Below are 18,586 nucleotides of genomic sequence, written 5' to 3' on the forward strand. Positions count from 1 at the left end.
AAGAACGCACCGCCTGACACACGCGCCAAGGGCCTGTGTCACGGATACGGATCCGTGGCACAGGCCCGGCATGCTCGCCCGGGGCTCGGCGCACCGTGATCGAGCAGATCAGGTGCACCGGGTTCCGTCCGCGGGAGGACGACCCTCGAGCAGGTAGGTGTCGACCGCGCGATCAACACACGGGCTGCCCATGACGTACCCGCTGTGGCCGTCGCCGTCGCGGGTCAGCAGCACCCCGGAGTCCAACTGCTCAGCCAGCCCCTTGGCCCACGCGTACGGGGTGGCCGGGTCCCGGGTGGTGCCCACCACCAGGATCGGCGGCGTTCCCGGGGCGTTGACCTCATGCGGGGTGCCGACCGGCTTGGCCGGCCAGTCCGCGCAGCTCAGCGCGTCCCAGGCGAGCCACTCTCCGAACACGGGCGAGGCCTTCCGGAAGGAGGGCAGCTGGGCCTGGACCTGCTCGGCCGAGGTCACGGCCGGGGGAAGGTCCAGGCAATTGATCGCCGTGAAGGCCTCCGAGAAATTGCCGCCGTGGCCGCCGGAGAGGGCCATCAGCCCCAGGTCCGCCCCGTTGCCGGCCAGCGCCTCCCCCAGGGCTGCCCGCAGCGCGGGCCAGAGCTCCTTGCTGTACATCGCCTGGTGAATAACCCCCACGGCGGTGTCCCTGTCGACGGTGCCCGCCTCGGCTGCCGGCAGTGGCGTGTGGTCCAGGCTTGCGAGCAGCTCGCTCAGGCGTTGCCGGGCCCCGGGCAGGTCGGTGCCCAGCGGGCAGTCCTTCCGGGTGGCGCAGTCGGCGAGGAACGCGTTCAGGGCCAGCTCGAGCCCGGCGGCATAGTCGCGCTGCATGTCCAGCCTGTTGATCCGGGGGTCGACGGCGGCGTCGAGGACCATCCTGCCGACCCGGTCGGGGAACTCCTCGGCGTAGGAGGTGCCTATTTCGGTGCCGTAGGAGACGCCCAGGTAGTTCAGCTTTTCGTCCCCGAGAGCGGCGCGGAGCACGTCCATGTCCCGAGCGGTCTCCCGGGTGGAGACATGGGCCAGCCGCTCCCCGGAGCCGGCCTGGCAGGCGGCGCCGTACTCCTTTTGGTACTCGACGAACGTGGTGACCTCGGCCGGATTGTCCGGCGTGATGTCCAACGAAACGTAGTCGGCCGGTGCCGCGGGGGCTACGCAGCGTATCGGCGCGCTCTGCTCGACACCGCGCGGGTCGAAGCTGACGATGTCGTACTGGGAGTGCACCTGTGCGGTGACGGGCGGGACCGGGCCCTGCAGGGTCTCGACACCGGATCCGCCCGGTCCTCCCGGGTTGTACACGAGAGAGCCGATCCGCTCGCCCGGGTCGGTCGCCTGCCTGCGGGCAAGGGCCAACTGGATCGTGGGCCCACCCGGGTCGGCGTAGTCGAGCGGCACCTCCAGCTGACCGCACTGGACGCCGGTACCGCAGGCATGCCAGATGATCTTCTGGGTGTAGAAGGGGCGCAGCTCTGATCCGGAAGCGTTGACGCCTGCCGCGGCGCTCTTGAACCCGAGCACCGGACTGCCGTGGATGAGCAGCATGCTCAGCAGAACTCCACCGGCGACCACAGCGACCAGACCGGCCCGCCACACCTGAGTCCACCACTGGTGCAGTGCTCCCGGGGCCACGATGTCGGCGACACGACCGTGCAGCGTGGTCGGCTCGGTCAGGGCCCGGTGCAGGGCCCTTCTGAGCTTGGCCGTCCAGCGCGGGACAGGCCCGCTGCGGGTGGGGCGCGGGGGATCGCTTCCGTGGTGAGGGTCCGGCGGTTGCGTGGTCATGGTCGTTCTCCAGTCTCTGAGGGGGCTGAGCCACGGCTGAGGCCCGAACTCCGAGTGAAGGCGACGGGGACCTTGCGGTTAAATCCCGAAAATACGTGACTAGACATGGTTCCCGATCTCTGCATCTTCGAGATCACCGCAGGTCAGAGGCGCTGCTCCGGGGGGGAGTCTTGGGTGGGCATGCGACAACGCCTCGACCTCCCACCGGCGGTGGAAGGTCGAGGCGTTGCCAGACATGGGGACGCCCAAGCCGCCGACGACCACGGCCTGGAGCACATCGCCCTGCTCTCCGGCGCCGGGCACGACGCCCAGGAGATCGCCGCACTCTGCCCCACAGCCATGATCTTCGTACGCGGTGAATACGACGGCATCAGCCACAACCCGCGCGAATACTAGGTTCGAGGTTTTCGCATGTGCTGTGACTGACGGGTTCCGGCGGGGTCGCCGTTTCATAGGTGGTCATCTTGTGGGGGACCGTGCTTCCCGGCGACGGAAACTCGGATGCGGGTGCCGCACGGCCACCCCTAGACTGCGCTCGCGGGGAGAGCAAGGCGCCGTATCGACCGTCAGTGGATCGGAGATGCGCGGGGTATGACCAGCCAACTGTTCGCGATCTGCTTCAATGCGACCCGGCCGTCGGGCCTGGCGCGGTTCTGGTCCGGGGTCCTGGGCTGGGAGTTGGCCGACGGTCCGGACGACGACGTCGCGATCCTGCCCCCTGATAACGCCGGGTTCCGCATCCGTTTCCTGCCGAGCCAGGAGCCGAAGATCGGCCAGAACCGGGCGCACTTCGACCTGACGAGCACCTCCCCGGAGGATCAGCAGCAGACGGTGGCCAGGGCGCTGGAATGCGGCGGGAAACACATCGACGTGGGCCAACTCCCGGAAGAGGGGCATGTGGTGCTCGCCGATCCGGACGGCAACGAGTTCTGCGTAATCGAGGCGGGCAACAAGTTCCTCGCCGACACCGGCTTCATCGGAGCGCTGGCCTGCGACGGTACGCAGGAGGTCGGTTACTTCTGGAGCGAGGCGCTGCGGTGGCCGCTGGTCTGGGACCAGGACCAGGAGACCGCGATCCAATCGCCGAACGGCGGTACGAAGATCACGTGGGGTGGCCCTCCGGTGGCGCCGAAGACGGGCACGAACAGGCTGTACTTCGAGCTGACGCTCCCCGCCGACGCCGACGCCGACTGGGAGGCGGAGGTCGACCGCCTGATCTCGCTCGGCGCGACGCGCACCGACATCGGCGAGGGCGACGGCGTCCGGGTGCTGATGCTCGACCCCGACGGCAACGAGTTCTCCGTACAGAGGCCCCGGTAGCGGGGCTGTTGTCGGGTGGGCTGTGTGTCATAGGCGTTCCCCGTTTCAACACCGCGCGCTGCCGACGTCGCAGTCTCTGGGCGGTACAGCGGAGAAGTGCAGCAGCAGTGGCGACGTCCCACGGCCGTCAGCGCCCGTCACCATCGTTCTGACCAGCCCAGGAGACCTCAGCGAGCGTCCCCGGTGGTTCGCATCGAGGGAGTCAATCGCCAGCGGGCAGGGACGTGGGCTTGCGCAGCAGCCACTGTCCGAACGTCCGACGTGGGGGCCGCACGACGACGCGGCCGAAGCTCTTCTTACCGACCAGCTCCACTCGCAGCGTGATCGGCGTACCAAGGTCCGGCGCCTGACGGATCTTGAGCTTGCTGTGTTCCAGTGTCAGGGCATCGGCATCGACCACGATGCCCGGCTTGGTGACCAGCGTCAGGGTCTTGCCGGGCATGTCGACGTCGATCCGCAAGGTGTCCTGCGTGATCACTGCCTGAGTGAAGTCGAGCGTCACCTCGCACCACTCCGCCGCAAGCTCCAGCCTCCGCGGCACCACCCAGTGCCCCACACGCTCGACCGTACTGAACCTCTGGGCGATCCGGAGTACGTCCTTGACCTCTGCTACGGCCACGCCGGCCGAGGCCGACACGGGCGGCAGGTCAGCGGTGAGCGCGGTCAGTTCGCTGACGGTCCGGGCCGACAGGGCAGCCTCCAGGCGCTCGTCCAACTCGGCCGCGGTCAGCCGGCCGTCCCCCGCCGCGATACGCAGCACGTCCACCGCCCGGTCCCGGTCCGCATGAGAGGCCCGCAGCTCGGGCGACGAGCCGGAGCGCTTCCCGGTGGGCGAGATCTCTCCCGACATGCTTCCGTCCTGGTCCTGTCGAACGTCTTCACGCGACGCAGACAGCGGCGCGACTAGAGGACTAACGCTATATCGCGACATGGGTCCCGGCCAAGACCGATGAAGAAGGTGACGCGTTGATCCGCATATCGGCCGGCCGTCGAGCACGGCTTCGCAGACCTCAAGAACTGGCGCATCCTCGGCTGGCTCGGCTGTTTCGTTTGGATCACCGAGCCCGACTACATCAAGATGCCGCGCCACCGGTGGAGGCGGGTTATGCACCGCTCGTCCCTGTTGCGCTGCTGGTAGGTTTCGCGGTCGGGCACGTGTGTGGCTGTCCCAGGTGATCCGGACGGGCGAGGCCGCCGGGAGGGGCGGGCGACGACCGATGAGTTTCTCCGTGATCCGCAGTCAGAGATCGTGGTGGGTGCGCTGCAGCCGCGAATGTGGCCGGACCGTGCACTGACCGAATCTGCTGAGAACCAGACACGAGACACCGAGGTGCCTTAGATGCGTACCCTGATCAGTACCGCCGTCATCTCCCTCGACGGCGTCGTGGAGGCCCCGGGCGGCGAGCCCGGTTACCGGAACTCCGGATGGACCTTCAAGGACATGGAATTCCTCCCCGAGGCGTTCGAGATCAAGGGCCGGGAGCAGAAGGAAGCCACCGCGATGCTGCTGGGCCGGGTCAGCTACGAGGCGTTCAGCCCGGCGTGGCCGGACATGGAGGATTTCGCCGACTACAAGGTGATGCCGAAGTACGTCGTCTCCACCACCCTCACCGAGGACTACCTGGTGTCGAACTGGGGCGAGACCACGATCCTGCGCTCGCTCGACGAGGTCGCCGCACTGAAGGAGACCGAGGGCGGCCCGATCATCGTCCACGGCAGTGCCGCCCTGAACCAGAGCCTTTCGGATGCCGGCCTGATCGACCGTTACCACCTGCTCGTCTTCCCGCTCCTGCTCGGCGCGGGCAAGCGTCTGTTCAGCGTCACGGACAAGGACACCCAGAAGCTGAAGCTGGTCGAGCACGAGGTCTACGCCAACGGCTTGCAGAAGAACGTCTTCGACGTCGTCCGCTAGGACCTGTCCGGTCGCCGTCGGCTGGGAGATGGACTTTCGTGGTCAGTCCGCCGCGGGACCGGCCGATGGCTTTCCACGTGGTGATCACTGGCTCGATCCACGACTGTCGAAGGATCCGACATCGTCGGTGAGCCGTCGCTCAGCCGCGACGTGAGCGCGAGCAGGATCGCGGCCCGCGACCGCCACGGCTCTCGGGGTGCTCACCGCTCGGCCGACTGGCGTGCCGGGGGTGGTGAGGGCGAGGGGGCGGGTGCCAGGGACGGGTTCGGGGTGTTGTCCGGAACCGGGCTGCGCAGCTCGTCGGAGAGCAGCCGGTGTGTGCCGTGCCAGGTCGGGGCGGGCGCACGGTTGCGGCGGAGGGCCGCGCGGTCGACGGCCTGGAGGGTGGCGTACAGGGCGAAACCGAGTACGAGCACGGACGCGATGAGAGCGTAGACCGGGGCGTACGCGAGGTCGAACATCGAGCGGTGCACGTCGACTTCGGAGGAGTTGACACCGAAGAAGGCGAAGAGGAGTCCGAGCGTCGCCGTCACCGTGGTGACGAAGGTGACCGCGACGACCGTACGGACGCGGCGGCGGTCGGCGGAGCGCTGCTCCGCCGACTGGACCGAGGTGAGTTCGGCGGTGGTGGCGTTGCCGAGGCGGGTCAGGCTCTGGCTGACGGCGGTGGCGTGCTCGGTCACGCCCATCGCCTCGTACAGGGCTGTGTGGTACGCCGTGGGTCGGAGGGAGGGGATGAGCGTCGCCAGGTCGGCGGGGGTCTCCACGCTGTAGCTCAGCTCGAGTTCGAGGTGGCCCGTCGCGTCCGTGATGTGCTCCAGGAGCGTACGGCGTTCATGCGGGCGGGCGCCGCCGTCCGGTCGGGTGCGGAAGTGTCGGGTGTACGAATCGGCCTCGACCCGGATCTCCCGCAGCCGGGCAGCGGAGGCGACGGCCTGGACGGCCGAGAGGAAAGCGGTGTTCTCCACGTAGTCCTGATGGCCTGTCAGCAGGCTGACATAGGGGCCCAGAGCGCCTGTCGTGGTGGGGCGGCGGTTCAGTTCGGCGGGTTGGCAGATGGAGTCGTGATCCGGGCGGGCAGGGAGGTCGGCGCGGTAGATGACGCGCTGGACCGTGTCGGGAGACGGTACGTCCTGTGCCGTGGGTGACGCGCGGAAGACCAGTTGGTGGCGCTCCTGGAGCAGGCCTGGCACGGTGGCACCGATGCGGGCTGCCGCGAACTGCTCAAGTCCCTTGTCGCCACAGGTCACCTCCGCATAGTGGAGGTCCTCGAGGAGCGGAATGCAGTCGATCAAGGAGGCCTGGACGTCGAGGGTGAGGGCGAGCAGGATCTGTCCGGACGGCGCCGTGAGATACCAGAGGACGACCGCTTCGGGGTTTGCCTGAGCGGACGCGCTCCAGCGGCGGGCCGTCACCGTGGCCGGGTCGAGCCGCTCCCGGAGCAGCACGCGGGGTAACTGATCGGCGTGCGCGTCGTAGTACGACGCCAGCCGCCCCAGCTTGAGCAGTTCGGAGGGGCGCCGCGGGCCCGTTCCGCTTACTGGCCGGTCCGGAGCGTACGTCCATGAGGTGGCGTATATCGTCGTCAGGCGGGTGCCGTTGCGGGAGACGTAGGGTGCGAACGGTGCGTCGTAGGGCTCGATCTCTGGCTCAGAGGGCGTGCCAGCGGGCGACAAGGTCCCCCCTCCTCAACGATTCCATGCGCAGGGCGAACTCCCGTGCTGCCGCGGGGTATTCGACGACGTTCTGCATCAACCAGGTGGTCATTCCGAGCTCGCGGACGGTACGCAGCGTGCGGTAGCCGGGGTCGCGGGTGACGTCCGTGCCGTACGTCTCGACGAACGCGGCGTACTCGGCGGGCGACAGCCCGAAACGGTTCACCGCCGTCGCCGTCGGCAGTAGATCCCACGCTCGCGGCCCCATGGCGACGGCCTCGTAGTCGATCAGCAGCACCTGTTGGCCATGCCGGAGCAGATTGCCTCGGTGCGCGTCACCGTGGACCAGTCCGTACGAGGAGGGGTTCGCGGCGACGAGGGTGTGGAAGTCGCCCTCCGCGGCCCGGCAGGAATCCGTGAGGAACTCCACGTCGGCTTCCCGTACGCCCTCGGCCTTGCTCAACCGCTCCCGCATGAGAGGGAAGGGGTTGAGTCTCGGAACGTCGAAGTCGGGGTCCGGAAGCGCGTGCAGCCTCCGCAGGAGTACGGCCAGATCCGAGAGCTCCGGTGTCGGCTGACTGGCCGGGATGTACTCCCAGAACGTCACCAACCGGCCCTCGGTCGTTATGGGTTGGGGCAGGTCGTCCCTGGGGCGAACCCCGGGGAATCCCTGGGCCAGCAACCAGCGCGCCGTGGCCAGTTCCTTGTCCACCTTGGCGGTGAGCGAGTCGGAACGGGCGACGCGGAAGACCAGTCCCTGGGTGGTATCGGCGAACAGTGCGTTCTCGCCGAACCTCAGCAGCTCAAGATCGCCGGGGGGGGGGTGCGCCTATTTCGCCGCAGGCCGACTTCACCGCGGCAGCGGCGGCGGCTTCGGTGAACGGCCCCTCATGTGCGGGTGCGGGGTGTTGAGAGCGGCTCATACGTGAGTGGAGTTCCCGACGGCGAACTCCAGGAACTCCGTCCAGGTGGCGGGGGAGAGGGCGAGTTGGGGGCCGGTGGTGTTCTTGGAGTCGCGGATGTGGATGGTGGCGGGGCAGGTGGCTATCTCGACGCAGTCGTCGCCGGAGCTGCCGCTGTAGCTGCTCTTGAACCAGTTCAGTTCCGTGGTGCTCATAGCGCTCCTCGCGTCCGCTCCAGCAGGCTCCGGGAGTCATCCGGGGTGAGAGCCTGTGAACGCAGTTTCGCATAGCGCATGTGGAGCACACTGATCGTTTTTGGATTGGAGACGAGCTGGCCACTTTCCTGTCCCTCGCAGTAGCCGAACCACTCGTTCTCCGGGGTCTCCAGTAGCCGGATGGGGCCGTCGAGTCCGGCGTGTACAGCGCACGCCATCGGCATCAACTGGACTTCCACGTTGCGCAGTTCGCTGACCGCCAAGACGTGGTCGATCTGCCCGCGCGTGACCTCCGTGCCGCCGGTACCCCGCTGAATGACGTGCTCCTCGATGATGAAGCTGAACGCCGTGTTGGGCCGCTCGGTGAGCAGTCGCTGACGGTCCTCGCGGGCGGCGAGCTGGGCCTCGATCTGCGAGTCGGTCAGCGCGGGCACCCGCTCGTTGAAGAGGGTGCGCGTGTACCCCTCCGTCTGAAGCAGCCCCGGCACCAGCCGGTTCTCGTACGTGTACAAGCTGATCGCCCGCTCCTCCAAATCTGCCCACTTGCGGAACCAGGAAGCCAACCCTGGCTGTCGAGTCACGTACTTGGCGGCAGCCCACAACGCCCCGAACGCGTCCAGCGCCTCCTCCGCCCGCTCGATGTACACCCGTGGCGGTAACCGCCTCCCCTGCTCGATCGACGCCACCGTGGAGGGCTGGAACCGGACCAGCGGGGCGAGTTCCTCCTGTGTCAGACCCGCCCGTTTGCGGAAAGCCTTGTGGACCAGTCCGAACGTCTTGAGACTCTCCGACGGCTCGGGCTCGTTCGTGGTGCTGTTGGTCATGCCACTTATGGTTACGCACCGTCACCGGTACTGTCCATGACGTGAACTCGTACGCGACGCGGCGTACGAGTGGCGTGGCTGGTCGATTCCCGTGCCGCACGGGACCGTTGGGGCATGCAAGGAGAAATCCGGGCCCAAGTGCCGGTTACCGTACGTACGTTCACCCAGCTCTTCAGCAGCACGCCGGGAGGGGCCCGGCTCGCGCGGCGGTTGGTCGCGCATCGGATGGACGTGTGGGGGTTCGCGTACGACATCGAGGTCAGTGAGTCCGTGACCCTGGTCGTCGCCGAACTCGCCGCGAACGCCGTGCGGCACAGGCCGGTGCGCGGGCGTGACTTTCGCGTACGGCTGGTGCTGCGCGCAGACGGCGTGCGTGTCGAGGTGGCGGATGGGCGGGCCGAGCGGCTGCCCGTGAGGTCAATACCTGAGGAGGGGTGCACCGTCTCCCGCGTGATCCGCAGACGCTCCAGGCTCTCCCGGGCTTCCTCCGGCTTTCCGGACAGCGCCGCCTGTCCGACGGGCAGACCTGAGCAGACCCCGACCAGCGTCCTCCCAGCTCAACGCGTCTCTTCGGGGGAGCCGCACCCGTACGCCTTCGCGAGGAGCGTGAGCCGATCCAGACGATGCTCGGTTGTAGTTGCGTCAGCCCCAGTTGTGATCTCCGGTGAAACCGTCGATGGACTCACGCAGGATGTCAGCATGACCTGCGTGCCGGGCAACTTCTTCGAGCAGGTGGATCAGTGCCCAGCGCAGTGAGACGGTGGCGCCGTCGAAAAATGCGAATGCGGTGCCGGTGGCGTCGATGTCGAGCTTCTCGATCGCCTCGTCGGCGGCGGTCCGGCGTGGGCATAGAAGTCCAGGATGTCTTTGGTCGGCTCGTCAGCGGCCACGTGCCAGTCGGACGCCTCGTCGCCTGCGACTTCGAAGGAAAAGGGGATCGCACTCGCGGTCGAACGTCAGGCAGAACCAGCCGAGTTCGTTGCCGGCGGGATGCTTGACCAGCCTGAGGAGGAGGCTCATACCCGACGGGGCCACCGGGCGGCGCAGTTGGTCGTCGTCGAGGCCCTCGAGTTTCCATAGGGCCGCGTCGCGGTGTCGATCCAGAGCGGTGCGCAAGCTTTCCTTGAGCAATGCTCATGACTTGTGGACAGGCCTCGGGTTGGACGCGAAGGGCGTACCTTCCCGAGTGATCGACTTCTGGTCATCGAGTAGGCCGACGCTGCACCGGGCGTGTCATGGGAAGATCCAGTTCGACGGACAAGGGGTGGAGTGTATGGGGCTTGACTACAGCTACGAGATCTTTGTGCCTGCCCAGAACGTCGCCAGGGCGCTGCTCGAGCTCACCAAGCTGGCGCCGCCAACCCGTCGAGTGACGCCGCTTACGGTCACCATGCCCGGCGGTGACCGGGTCGTCGTCCCGTTCACGTCCAACTTCAAGAGCGAGCCGGTGGATTGCTCCACAAGCGGCAGGCTTGAACTCGACACCTCAATCATGTTCGGCGTCGACGACGCGGTGCGCGAGTTCTGCGGGGACCGTGACTCCGAACCCGACGAGTTCGGGAGAGTTGAGATTGGCTACGTCTACCTCACGGTGCGGTTCGCGCCCGCGCCACACCCTCGCTTCGCGTCTCTAGAGTTCACCGCAGCCACGTCGGGGATGAGCCGGCTGTTCGAGCGATCCGCAAGCGTCAGAGCCGTGTTCACCGGCCTCACCGCCGCCAGCGGCGGAGTGTGCTGTCTACTCGACACCGAGAGCGACACCTTCCACATATGCTGGCTGAACGGTCAGCCGATCCAAGACACGGTTCCCGGCCCCTGCTTCGCCAACTACCGTGATCTTGTGGCAGTTTGGCCCGGCCAAGACCAGTGAGGAAGCATCTCACCAGAGGCTCTTGGACTACTGGCCGAACGCGGAGGAACCCGCCGCGTTCGAAACGCAATGAGACGCCGACCTGGCACAGGGACCAGCCCAACTGACTTGATGGACGCATCGGGCGTGACCCACCCTTGATATTCGAGTGAACGTGCGGGATGGGTTGCATAGGGTGACGAGCGTGGACCCAGCTGACTTCTACACCGGCATCGTCGCAGAGCTCTACGGACCGCTGAAGTCCTTCTCCCAGGACCCCGAGCCCTATGCAGCCTTCATTCAGCAAGCCGGCATGCCGGCACTGGAGCTGGGATGCGGGGACGGTGATCCTCTGCTCGAACTGCGCCTACGCGGACTGGAGGTCGAGGGCGTCGACTCCTCCGCGGACATGCTGGAACGCCTCCGGCGCCGGGCAGATGAGCAAAGCATCCGTACCACCGTGTTCCACCAGCGTATGGAAGCTTTGAACCTGCCCCGTCGCTACCGGGCGATCTTCCTCGCCGGGCCGACCTTCACCCTGCTCCCCGACGACGGCGCGGCGCTGGCCGCCCTGCGCGGCATCCGCGCTCATCTGGCGGAGGGCGGCGTCGCCCTGGTGCCTCTGTTCATCCCCGCACCGACCCCGGCCGAACAGATCGGCCGTGTGCGCACGGCCGCCGCACCCGACGGCGCCGAGCTGCGAGTGTCCGTCGTCGCTGAGCAACGCGACGAGACAGCTCGGACACAGACGACGCTTCTGCGCTACGAACGCCACCACGGCTCAGACAGCAGCGTTGTAGAGCGCCCGTGGATTTTGCATTGGTACACCCGGGACCAGTTCGAGAAGCTGGCCGCGACCGCCGGCCTGACCGTGAGTGCGGTCACCGATCCGGACGGCAAGCCCGCCCCCGCCAGTGTCACCGACCTGCTGCACTTCCGGCTCCAAGCCACCTGACCCCTCCCTTGAGCAGGTCCGGGACAACTCTCCGCTACTGCTCGCCAAGATCTGGGCCAGAACCCACTTCACACCGCCTGATCTTTATGGACCATCCGCAAACTGGGGCGTGCACCCCCGCTCGGCGAGCAGGGGCCGCACCTCGCCGATGGCCCGAGCGGTCCATACCGAACCAGCAGGCCAGCGCGCAGCCGGTCGACGAACACCAGCCGGTATTTCGCACCGGCACCCACTGCCCGTTTCCGCTGCCGGGAGGCGAGTTTGGCCTGGTGGCGCTCGTGCCGCAACGGGCCGATCTCAGCGACGAGTTCGGCGATCACATCGACTGTCAGGCCCGTGATCCGCTGGTTGCTGATGATCCCTGCACGAGTCGTGTTCCCCACCGCATGACCGTGATCAACGATCAAGAGCTCGACGTCTCATCGCCCACCATGCACGAGCTCGTTTTAGCCGGCGCTGGGCGCCATTCAAGTTCGTCACACGCGAGCGGTGTGCTGGCACTGTCGGTCGGCTCGGGCTCGTTCATGGTGCTGTTGGTCATATCGCCCATGATTACGCACCGTTACCATTACTGCCCGCGGCGTGAACTCGTACGCGACGCGGCGTACGAGTGGCGTGGCTGGTCGATCCCCGTGCCGCACGGGACCGTTGGGGCATGCAAGGAGAAATCCGGGCCCAAGTGCCGGTCATCGTACGTACGTTCACGCAGCTCTTCAGCAGCACGCCGCGTGGGGCCCGGCTCGCGCGGCGGCTGGTCGCGCATCGGATGGATGCGTGGGGGTTCGCGTACGACAGTGAGGTCAGTGAGACCGTGACCCTCGTCGTCGCCGAACTCGCCGCGAACGCCGTGCGGCACGGGCGGGTGCGCGGGCGGGACTTCCGCGTACGGCTGGTGCTGCGGGAGGACGTCGTGCGTGTGGAGGTGGCCGACGGGCGGACCGATCGGCTGCCGGTGCTTCAGGGGACACCCGATCCGGTGGACGAGGGCGGGCGCGGGCTACTGCTCGTCTCGGCGCTCGCCGGACGGTGGGGAGTTGAGCCGCGTGCGGGTGGGGCCTACAAGGTCGTCTGGGCGGAAATCCGGATGTGACGGGCGGGCGGGGGCAGTTGCCCCGTCCAGGTCGCCCGGCGAACACGTGTCGGCCGCTCAGTGTTCATGTTTCGCATCGAATCTCCTTGTGGCATGCGCCCGTAGGGGCGGGGCGGGACTCAGGAGGCGTCATGGGGCACACGCACGGACACGAGCACGGGCATCATCACCACCACCATCACGACAGCACGGGTGCGTCTCTGCCCGCCGCCTTCGACACCTCCGTGCCCGACGAGGCGCTGACCCCCGACCAGCAGTCGCGTCGCTCGCTGCTGCGCCGGGCCGGGCTGCTCGGTGCGGGCCTGGCCGCCGGCAGTGTCCTCGCGCAGGGGGCCACCGCCGCCCCGGCGTACGCCACCACGAGCGGCAGCCGCAAGAAGAACGGCTTCCTCTGGCTGGCCGGTGACCACCACATCCACACCCAGTACAGCAACGACGGCAAGTACCGCGTCGTCGACCAGGTCCGCCAGGGTGCACGGCACGGCATGGACTGGTTGGTCATCACCGACCACGGCAACACCACGCACGCCAAGATCGGTGTGGAGAAGGTCAACCCCGACATTGTCGAGGCGCGCGACGCGTACGAGGACACCCTCGTCTTCCAGGGCCTGGAGTGGAACATCCCGGCCGCCGAGCACGGGACGGTCTTTGTCCACCCCGGCAAGAACGAGGTCTCTGTCCTCAAGCAGTTCGAGACCGACTACGACGGCAGCGTGAAGGGGGCGAGCGACTCGTCGCCCGCCAATGAGGCGCTCGCCATCGCGGGTCTCAACTTCCTTGCGGAGCAGGTCCAGCGGCGCAAGGTCAAGGACGCGCTGATGCTCGCCAACCACCCGGCGCGGCGCGGTGTCGACTCGCCGCACGAGATCCGCGGCTGGCGCGACGCGACCGGCTCGGGCCGCCAGATCGCGGTCGGATTCGAGGGCGCTCCGGGGCACCAGGCGGCAGGTATCGCCGCGCCGCTGGGTATGGGCCGGGCCCGTGGCATCTACGACAACAACCCGAGCGCCAACTCCTTCGCCGGGTACCCGCTGGAGAGCTACCGCACCTGGGGCGGCTTCGACTGGATGACCGCCACGGTCGGTGGCCTGTGGGACAGCCTCCTCGCGGAGGGCAAGCCCTGGTGGATCACCGCCAACTCCGACTCCCACCAGGTGTACACGGACACCGCCGTACGCGGCGGCCCGGACGCCGACTACGCCATCAACGGCAAGTACGCCGACCCGGTCTACGGCGGCAAGATCGACCTCACGCAGGGCGACTACTGGCCCGGCCAGTACAGCCGTACGCACGTCGGCGCCGACGGATTCTCCTACGCGGCCGTGATGGACGGCATCCGCGCCGGGCGCGTGTGGGTCGACCACGGGCAGCTCATCAGCGGTCTCGACGCGCGGGTGGCGGGCGGCAGCCGCTGGGCCACGCTCGGCGGGGCGCTGCACGTCAAGAAGGGCACGAAGGTCACGCTGACGGTCGACCTGGGACTGGCGGGCGGCGCCAACTGGGCGGGATACGTGCCGAAGTTGGCGCGCGTCGATGTCATCCAGGGCGATGTGACGGGCGCGGCCTCGGACCGGGACACGCTCACCGCTCCCACCGCGAAGGTCGTGAAGTCGTACGAGGTGAACAAGTCCACCGGCACCGTGCGCCTCACGTACGACCTCGGTGCGGTCGACCGCCCGGTGTACGTCCGGCTGCGCGGCACCGACGGCAACCGCTCCGCCGTCGGCCTCAATGGCTCCGCGGTCGACCCGGCGGGCCCGGCCGTGGATGTCGTCGGCGACGCGGACCCGTGGAAGGACCTGTGGTTCTACTCCAACCCGGTGTGGGTCCTGCCGTCGTGACCGAGCGGTACACCGGGCGGTACGTCGTCGGAGTCGACACCGGCCACGCGGGAACCCTGCAGGCGGCAGACCGTCTGCTCCGTGGGCTTGCTGGCGAACTCGGCCTGGGTGCGGATGTGTTGGGCTGTACGCACCATGTGCGGGACGGGCGGCATCCGCATACGGCGCTGTCCTTCGCCGTGACGTCGGAGCGTGCGGCCCGCTCGGCCTGGCAGCGGCTGGCCGAGAGGGAGTTCGGCGCGGCTCTCGGCGCCGATCGCCACGGGCCCGCCGAGCTCGCGGCCGGTGCCGCCCAGGCCGCCGCCGAGCACACCGTACGCACCGGTGGCCGGGCCGTCCTGTACGGCGGGGTGGAGTCGCTCACCGGGACGGTGACCGTCGCCCGGCTGCTGGCCGACTCCGCGGTGGACCGGATCGCCGTACTCGGCGCACCCGGCAGCCCCGAGCCCGAGCTGCGGATGGTCACACGTGACCACGTACGTCCCGAGTGGCGCGACGGGCAGCTGGTCCTGGCGGCGATGCCGGCCGCGGGCGGGACGCTGGTCCCGTTCGAGGTGCCGGACCCGACGCCGTGCTGCGCCGACCACTGAGGCGACAGCGGGCAGTCGAGAGCAGTCGGCTGGAACTGTGGTGAAGGTTCCAGCCGACGTCGCTCCCCCACGAGCACGCTGGGTGAGGCACGGCTGCTCCTCGGGGGAGTGGGGGGGGCGGGTGGGGTGGTTCTCCCTGGGGTTGCCGCCGGCGTCGCGAAGGTTGCCGGACCCGCTATCTTCGATGCGATCATCCGACAGTCGGAGCTGGCATGCAGAAAACAGAGGAACTCGCCGAGGAGGCGGAAGCGGGCGTCGTGGTCCCCGCGAGGGCCGACGACGCCCCCGTACGGGACTGGCCCCGGTTCTGGCCGCTCCTGCTGGGAGCGGCCGTCCTCTCCGGGCCGGTGCTCTTCGTCGTCAGCCGGTGGATGGACCAACCGGCCATGCAGGCCTGGCGGACCGTCTGTCTCGCCATCACCATCCAGGCGGTGCCCTTCCTGCTGCTCGGCACGGCCCTGTCCGGCGCGATCAACGCGTTCGTGCCGGCGCGGGTGTTCAGCCGGATGCTGCCCCGGCGGCCCGTGCTCGCCGTCCCGGTCGCGGGAGTCGCCGGGGTCGTCCTGCCCGGCTGCGAATGCGCGTCGGTGCCGGTCGCGAACAGCCTGATCAGCCGCGGCGTCACCCCGGCCGCCGCCTTCGCGTTCCTGCTGTCGGCCCCCGCCGTCAACCCGATCGTGCTGACCGCCACAGCCGTCGCCTTCCCCGGCAGCCCCGCCATGGTCCTGGCCCGGTTGCTCGCCTCGCTCGCCACCGCCGCCCTGATGGGCTGGCTGTGGCTCTGGCTGGGCCGCGAGGAGTGGCTCCGGCCGGCCGTGCGACACACCGGGCACCGGCCGGGGCACAGCCGCTGGAACGAGTTCCGGCGCGGCTTCCAGCACGACTTCCTGCACGCGGGCGGCTTCCTGGTCCTCGGCGCCATGGCGGCGGCGACCTTCAACGTGGCGGTCCCGCGCTCCGTACTCGACGCGTTCTCCGGCTCGCCCTGGCTGTCGGTGCTTTTCCTGGCGGCGCTCGCCATCCTCCTCGCGGTGTGCTCCGAGGCCGACGCGTTCGTGGCCGCCTCCCTGACCGGCTTCTCGCCGACCGCGCGGCTGGCGTTCATGGTGGTCGGCCCCATGGTCGACCTGAAGCTGATCGCCCTCCAGGCGGGCACCTTCGGACGGGCCTTCGCGGTCCGCTTCTCCACCGCGACCACCGTCGTCGCGGTCGTCTGCAGCGTGCTGATCGGAGGGATCCTGCTGTGAAACGCCATGCCCAGATACTCCTGCTCGTCCTCAGCGGCCTCGGCCTGCTGCACGCCTCGCTCTTCACCGACCTGTGCCTCAGGTACGTCAAGGAGGGGATGCGTCCGATACTGATCGCGTCGGGGGTGCTGCTGCTCCTGCTGGGGCTGGCGGACGCGATGCTGCACCGGAGACAGGACGGAGGCGATGAGCACGACAGCCACGACGGCCACGACGGCCACGGTCACGATCACTCCACCGCGCCCCGTGTCTCCTGGCTGCTGTTCCTCCCCGCGCTGAGTCTGCTCCTCTACGCCCCGCCCGCTCTCGGCGCGTACACCGCCTCCCGTGAGGCTCCCAAGGCCGTCGTGGAGCAGGAACACTTCGATCCGCTGCCCGCGATCTCGCCGGTCCCCCTCACCCTCACCGAGTTCACCAGCCGCGTACAGCAGGACCGCGAGCAGGCCATCAAAGGACGTAGTGTCCGGATGACCGGCTTCGTCACGCCGGACAAAGAGGGCGACGGCTGGTACCTGACCCGGATCATGTTCAACTGCTGTGCGGCGGACGCCCAGTCCGTGAAGGTGCGGATCTACGGGACCCCGGCTCTGTCCGCCAACACCTGGGTGACCATCACGGGAGCCTGGCACCCCGGCGGAACCCTTGGCACGAGCTCCGCCCCGGCCGCCCTCGACGCCCGTACCGTCAAGAAGGTCGACCGGCCGGCGAACGGATACACGGACGCCCTTCCTCTCACCCCCTCCTGACGCGCCGGTCCGGGGCATCCCGCCGTCACTCCGTCACTCCGTCACTCCGTCACCCGTTCACCCCTGTGTAGTGCCGCAGGCTCCAGCGCCACAGCAGCCGGGAGCCCAGATACGCGAGCAGCCCCACCAGCGGCGAGGCCGCCGCCAGCCAGTACGGCACCCCTGAGTCGCCCCCGTGACCGGTCAGCACCGCGGCCGGGAAGTACGCGACGAACGCCAGCGGCAGCCCGAACGTGAGGAAGCCGCCGACCGCGCGCGGCAGCACATTGAGCGGGTAGCTGCCGAACGTGCCGAGCAGTTCCTCCAGCCAGCGGCCCCAGTAGTCGGCGGCCGGAAAGCGGAGGGAGGCGCAGGCCACCGCGGTGAACAGGGCCGCCTCCAGGAGCATGCCGCCCAGCACGCACACGACAAGGTACGTGATCCGGCCCGCGTTCCAGTCCAGGTGGCTGCGGGTGAGCGCGCTCGCCATCAGGCCCGCGGCCACCGTCAGGTCACCGATCGCGTTCGTGGGGAAGAAGGACAGCTGGAGCTGCCGGTGGACGGGCATCGGGCGCACCAAGTACGTGTCGATGACGCCCTCTTGGATGTGCCGGGCCAGACCGTGCACCCGGCCCAGGAAGAGCACGAACAGACCGTGCGCCAGCATCCGCGTCGCGGCGATCAGCAGGACGTCCTCGCTCGCCCAGCCGCCCATCCCGGTGAACCGGGTGAGCAGCACGGTCGCGAAGACGATCACCGAGACCTGCCAGATCGCGCCGATCGCGATCATCATCAGAAACTCGGAGCGATACTCCAGCTGTGCACGGAAGTTGAGGCGCGTGATGCGCCACACGATCCGAAAGGAATCCAGCGACATGCTCAGCCTCCCTGCGAGATCACGCGCCGGGCGGCGCGCCGCCACAGCAGCCGGGTGAACAGGGCGAGCGCCACCACCCAGGCGGCCTGCAATGCGAGTTCGGGGCCCGCGTCGGACACCGGGATCCGGCCCACGTACAGCGACAGCGGCACACTCAGCGTCGCCTGGAACGGCAGGAAGCGGCTGAGTGTGATGAACCAGTCCGGGAAGAACCACAGCGGCGCGTACACCCCGGACAGCAGGTTCTGCGCGAAGATCAGGATCAGCATCGCGGCGCCGTTGCGGAGCGTCCAGAAACACAGCTGGTCGATGACGAGCATCACGTAGTACAGAACCCACTGGCCGAGCAGCACGCTCACCGCGAACGCTCCCGCCGCGGCGGCCGACTTGGGGGGATCGACGACTCCGACGGCCAGACAGACCGCGTATCCGGCGAGCGCCCACACGAACCCGTAGACCTGCTCGCCGAACGCCCGCAGCGCGTAGTAGCGCTGCGGGGGCAGCGGGCGCAGATACCAGTACACGATGGTGCCGAAGTGCATGTGCTGCTGGACGGTGTCCCGGCCGGAGTACTGGTCCAACTCCCGGATGCGGGTGGCCAGTACGGCGAGTACGGCGTACGTGACCGCCTGGTCGCGGGTGAGTCCGGCGGTGGTGCCGGTCTGCGCGTACAGGCCGCGCCACAGCGACGCCACCAGCACCACCTGCACGGTGAGGCGCAGCAGCGCGGCGGTCATCCGGGGCGGGGTGTGCAGCTCGCCGAGCGGGGTGACCCGGGCGGCCCGCC

General features: G+C 68.5%; 19 protein-coding genes and 1 pseudogene. 10 read left to right on the plus strand and 10 right to left on the minus strand.

The window, feature by feature from the left end; genetic code table 11:
• Positions 1-108 precede the first annotated feature (108 nt).
• Complete coding sequence (locus ACX28W_RS19440) at positions 109-1,797, minus strand: alpha/beta hydrolase (RefSeq protein WP_459000251.1); 1,689 nt, start codon at positions 1,795-1,797, stop codon at positions 109-111.
• A gap of 174 nt (positions 1,798-1,971) precedes the next feature.
• On the opposite strand from ACX28W_RS19440, the gene ACX28W_RS19445 reads away from it, so the two are divergent.
• On the plus strand, positions 1,972-2,193 hold the full coding sequence (locus tag ACX28W_RS19445; RefSeq protein WP_459000252.1) for a hypothetical protein: 222 nt from the start codon (positions 1,972-1,974) through the stop codon (positions 2,191-2,193).
• Positions 2,194-2,388: 195 nt separating this feature from the next.
• Positions 2,389-3,117, plus strand: coding sequence for a VOC family protein (locus ACX28W_RS19450; protein WP_459000253.1), 729 nt, complete (start codon positions 2,389-2,391; stop codon positions 3,115-3,117).
• A 202-nt stretch (positions 3,118-3,319) separates the two neighbouring features.
• On the opposite strand, the gene ACX28W_RS19455 is transcribed toward ACX28W_RS19450, so the two are convergent.
• Complete coding sequence (locus ACX28W_RS19455) at positions 3,320-3,967, minus strand: DUF1707 SHOCT-like domain-containing protein (protein WP_459000254.1); 648 nt, start codon at positions 3,965-3,967, stop codon at positions 3,320-3,322.
• Positions 3,968-4,456: 489 nt separating this feature from the next.
• Between ACX28W_RS19455 and ACX28W_RS19460 the strand changes: the two genes are divergently transcribed.
• Positions 4,457-5,029 (plus strand): dihydrofolate reductase family protein, encoded by a 573-nt coding sequence (locus tag ACX28W_RS19460; RefSeq protein WP_459000255.1) that lies wholly within the window; start codon positions 4,457-4,459, stop codon positions 5,027-5,029.
• 200 nt (positions 5,030-5,229) lie between these two features.
• Here ACX28W_RS19460 and ACX28W_RS19465 read toward each other — a convergent pair whose 3' ends face one another.
• The 5 genes and pseudogenes from ACX28W_RS19465 to ACX28W_RS19485 all read right to left on the minus strand — a co-directional run bounded on the left by ACX28W_RS19465 (position 5,230) and on the right by ACX28W_RS19485 (position 9,756).
• Positions 5,230-6,705, minus strand: a complete 1,476-nt coding sequence (locus ACX28W_RS19465; protein WP_459000256.1) for a hypothetical protein — start codon at positions 6,703-6,705, stop codon at positions 5,230-5,232.
• Positions 6,680-7,486 carry a phosphotransferase enzyme family protein gene (locus tag ACX28W_RS19470; protein WP_459000358.1) on the minus strand — a complete coding sequence of 269 codons (807 nt, stop codon included), beginning with the start codon at positions 7,484-7,486 and terminating at the stop codon, positions 6,680-6,682. The genes ACX28W_RS19465 and ACX28W_RS19470 overlap by 26 nt, the downstream gene beginning before the upstream one ends.
• 117 nt (positions 7,487-7,603) lie before the next feature.
• Positions 7,604-7,801, minus strand: a complete 198-nt coding sequence (locus ACX28W_RS19475; RefSeq protein ID WP_459000257.1) for a DUF397 domain-containing protein — start codon at positions 7,799-7,801, stop codon at positions 7,604-7,606.
• The gene (locus ACX28W_RS19480; protein WP_459000258.1) at positions 7,798-8,625 is read right to left on the minus strand and encodes a helix-turn-helix domain-containing protein; all 828 of its coding nucleotides are present in this window, start codon (positions 8,623-8,625) and stop codon (positions 7,798-7,800) included. Before ACX28W_RS19480 ends, ACX28W_RS19475 begins: the two co-directional genes overlap by 4 nt.
• A gap of 642 nt (positions 8,626-9,267) precedes the next feature.
• Positions 9,268-9,756: pseudogene (locus tag ACX28W_RS19485) on the minus strand (mycothiol transferase).
• 142 nt (positions 9,757-9,898) lie between these two features.
• On the opposite strand from ACX28W_RS19485, the gene ACX28W_RS19490 reads away from it, so the two are divergent.
• Together ACX28W_RS19490 and ACX28W_RS19495 are read left to right on the plus strand one after the other, a co-directional pair.
• Entirely contained in the window at positions 9,899-10,495 is a 597-nt protein-coding gene (locus tag ACX28W_RS19490; RefSeq protein ID WP_459000259.1) for a hypothetical protein, read from the plus strand.
• A gap of 184 nt (positions 10,496-10,679) precedes the next feature.
• Positions 10,680-11,429 (plus strand): class I SAM-dependent methyltransferase, encoded by a 750-nt coding sequence (locus ACX28W_RS19495; RefSeq protein ID WP_459000260.1) that lies wholly within the window; start codon positions 10,680-10,682, stop codon positions 11,427-11,429.
• A gap of 68 nt (positions 11,430-11,497) precedes the next feature.
• Here the strand turns inward: ACX28W_RS19495 and ACX28W_RS19500 are convergent, their stop codons facing one another.
• Positions 11,498-11,836: a hypothetical protein gene (locus ACX28W_RS19500; RefSeq protein WP_459000261.1), complete on the minus strand. Its 339-nt coding sequence runs from the start codon at positions 11,834-11,836 to the stop codon at positions 11,498-11,500.
• Between the two features lie 248 nt (positions 11,837-12,084).
• On the opposite strand from ACX28W_RS19500, the gene ACX28W_RS19505 reads away from it, so the two are divergent.
• The 5 genes from ACX28W_RS19505 (at position 12,085) to ACX28W_RS19525 (ending at position 16,943) form a co-directional block, all read left to right on the plus strand.
• Complete coding sequence (locus ACX28W_RS19505; RefSeq protein WP_459000262.1) at positions 12,085-12,519, plus strand: ATP-binding protein; 435 nt, start codon at positions 12,085-12,087, stop codon at positions 12,517-12,519.
• Between the two features lie 131 nt (positions 12,520-12,650).
• Entirely contained in the window at positions 12,651-14,360 is a 1,710-nt protein-coding gene (locus ACX28W_RS19510; RefSeq protein ID WP_459000263.1) for a PHP domain-containing protein, read from the plus strand.
• Positions 14,357-14,950 (plus strand): hypothetical protein, encoded by a 594-nt coding sequence (locus tag ACX28W_RS19515; protein WP_459000264.1) that lies wholly within the window; start codon positions 14,357-14,359, stop codon positions 14,948-14,950. Before ACX28W_RS19510 ends, ACX28W_RS19515 begins: the two co-directional genes overlap by 4 nt.
• A 212-nt stretch (positions 14,951-15,162) precedes the next feature.
• Positions 15,163-16,197, plus strand: coding sequence for a permease (locus tag ACX28W_RS19520; protein ID WP_459000265.1), 1,035 nt, complete (start codon positions 15,163-15,165; stop codon positions 16,195-16,197).
• The gene (locus ACX28W_RS19525; protein WP_459000266.1) at positions 16,194-16,943 is read left to right on the plus strand and encodes a TIGR03943 family putative permease subunit; all 750 of its coding nucleotides are present in this window, start codon (positions 16,194-16,196) and stop codon (positions 16,941-16,943) included. The genes ACX28W_RS19520 and ACX28W_RS19525 overlap by 4 nt, the downstream gene beginning before the upstream one ends.
• A gap of 49 nt (positions 16,944-16,992) precedes the next feature.
• On the opposite strand, the gene ACX28W_RS19530 is transcribed toward ACX28W_RS19525, so the two are convergent.
• Together ACX28W_RS19530 and ACX28W_RS19535 are read right to left on the minus strand one after the other, a co-directional pair.
• The gene (locus tag ACX28W_RS19530; RefSeq protein WP_459000267.1) at positions 16,993-17,799 is read right to left on the minus strand and encodes an ABC transporter permease; all 807 of its coding nucleotides are present in this window, start codon (positions 17,797-17,799) and stop codon (positions 16,993-16,995) included.
• Positions 17,800-17,801: 2 nt separating this feature from the next.
• Positions 17,802-18,536, minus strand: a complete 735-nt coding sequence (locus ACX28W_RS19535) for an ABC-2 family transporter protein (protein ID WP_459000359.1) — start codon at positions 18,534-18,536, stop codon at positions 17,802-17,804.
• Between the last annotated feature and the right edge of the window lie 50 nt (positions 18,537-18,586).

This window comes from Streptomyces sp. SD15 (assembly GCF_054462255.1).